The organism is Candidatus Phytoplasma bonamiae, assembly GCF_030586845.1.
Classification (GTDB): Bacteria; Bacillota_I; Bacilli_A; order Acholeplasmatales; family Acholeplasmataceae; genus Phytoplasma; species Phytoplasma bonamiae.
On the sequence record NZ_JAOSIQ010000050.1, the window covers coordinates 1 to 2,138 of the forward strand.

Below are 2,138 nucleotides of genomic sequence, written 5' to 3' on the forward strand. Positions count from 1 at the left end.
TAAAATTAAAATTTTCAATTCTTATTTTAATTCTTATAAAGATGCAGAAATTTTCACTTTAATTGATAATTCTGAAGGATTTGATGATCTAGGTATATTAACTTTTGAAGACAATAATCCCAAAAAAATTCAAAGAAATTGAAAAAATTTTATTATTGATTATAAGGTTATTTATAATATATAAATAACCTTATAATCAATAATAAAATAAAAAATACTTAAATAGAACGTAATCAATAGATTTTGATAATTTAATATAATAAAGATTCAATGATTTATATAATCAAAGATACTTTTTATATGAAAAGGATTGGAAAATCAGGAAATTATTAACTGAAAAATTAAGTTCATAAATTATAAAGAATCGAAGATAATTGGTTTGTAACTAATATTAACAATAGATTATTAAAAAAATAAAAATAAAATTACTGATTCAATTTTAATTGAAAAGAAAAAATCAAGGTGTGAAAATGTTTTATAATTTTTAAATAAAATCATTTTTTGAAACTTATTTTAATATAAAATAAAACATTTTTTAAATCGGCGTAAAGTTAACATATTGACGAAAATATTTTTAATAAACACAAATTTAAAAAAATTTACATTAAAAAATATCTAAAAATAATTAAAATGTATAATAAATTGTTAATAGGACAAATTATGAGAAATGAAAAAAGAATATATTATCACAACATCATCTTTGAATAAAGTTATAATTATATTAATATTGGTTATTATCATTATTATCTTAATGTTATTTTTATTATTCGAAGATACTAATATTGAAATTGCAACATTTAAAAACGTTAAATCCTCTTATATAACTGAAAATCCTAAAAATTTAAAAAAACATATAGGAATTGATAATGCAAAAAAGAAAATATTAAATCATTCTGCTAAGGTTTCATCTGGACATGTTTTAGATGTTAAGGATAGTTCTAATCGAATAATAAAAGGAATAAATACCAATAATATCAAGTATTTAACTTAATCATTTATATTTTTTAAAAATATTTGACAATTGTTACCAGCTTTAAAATTAAAAATTATTAGGTTTAATAAATATTAGTTAAAATTAGAATAATGGATTTAAAAAATTTATAAATATTATTAATTTATAAATTATTAAAGTTAAATTTATAAAATGTGTTAAAATATTTAGTGATCACCTACGTTGTTACTATAGAATAATTTAAAATTAAAAATATTGGAGGATAAAAATATTTTGAAAAGTAATAAAATTAAGAAATTAATTTTTCTTCCGATGAGCATATTTCTTTTGTTATTTTTATTATTGAATTATGTTATTTTTAGTAGAAATAATATTTTATTAGCTCATAATTTGCAAAATGATGAATTAACTTCTAAGCCAATGATTTTATTTAATCAAAATATTCCAAATCTTAGTGATAAACAAAAATTAGAATTATTACAACAATTATTTATACAAAATGATTCATTAACCAATTTTAAATCAACTCTAAATGAAGAACCTAATCCAGATTTAGAATTTGCAGTTTGTTGTTCTAGTTTAGATTCTTTGCGCGAAGTAAATCAAAAATTTTATAGAAATCCTGGAGATTATGATAAACTTAACGATATGACAGAACAACTTAAAAATATTATAAGATCTAGAATATATCCTCCTCAATCTTCTTCATTAAAAGTTCATAATCTAAATGATGATATGGATTTGAAAAAACTGTTAAATGATTGTTCTATGTTTATTTTTAAAGCTCTAGCTGAATCAATATTTTCTTTTGAATTTGATAAGCTTTTGAGCTTTTCAACTCAAACACAAGGTATAGTAGCATTTATAATTTCAAATAATTATAGCAAATTTAAATAAAATCTCTAAAAATATAAAAGACTTTAATAAAAATTAATATAATAATATTCTGAGATTTTTTTAACTAATATAGAGAAGATGTTTGTGATAAACAACCAAATTTATATTTTGGTTGTTTAAACGCAAAACATCTTCTCTATAAACCCAAAAAACGATTGCCCCAAAACAACATAAGGTATGTTAGTTTCTTTTGTAAATCTTATTTCAGGATCTTTAGTGATTCTTCCTATTAAAAATACCCTATTTATCATTATTTTCTCCTATCGATATATTATCTTGATTTTTTGAT

At 19.1% G+C, this 2,138-nt stretch carries 2 protein-coding genes; both read left to right on the forward strand.

What is annotated here, in order from left to right; all coding sequences use genetic code 11:
- Positions 1–667 precede the first annotated feature (667 nt).
- Complete coding sequence (locus OC701_RS02605) at positions 668–991, forward strand: hypothetical protein (RefSeq protein ID WP_304514526.1); 324 nt, start codon at positions 668–670, stop codon at positions 989–991.
- Between the two features lie 273 nt (positions 992–1,264).
- Positions 1,265–1,849 (forward strand): hypothetical protein, encoded by a 585-nt coding sequence (locus OC701_RS02610; RefSeq protein WP_304514527.1) that lies wholly within the window; start codon positions 1,265–1,267, stop codon positions 1,847–1,849.
- The last annotated feature ends 289 nt before the right edge of the window (positions 1,850–2,138 follow it).

Bases quoted from the DNA above. Each gene is read 5' to 3' on its own strand.
- OC701_RS02610 (WP_304514527.1), top strand. From the start codon at position 1,265: ATGAGCATATTTCTTTTGTTATTTTTATTATTGAATTATGTTATTTTT.
- OC701_RS02605 (WP_304514526.1), top strand. From the start codon at position 668: ATGAAAAAAGAATATATTATCACAACATCATCTTTGAATAAAGTTATA.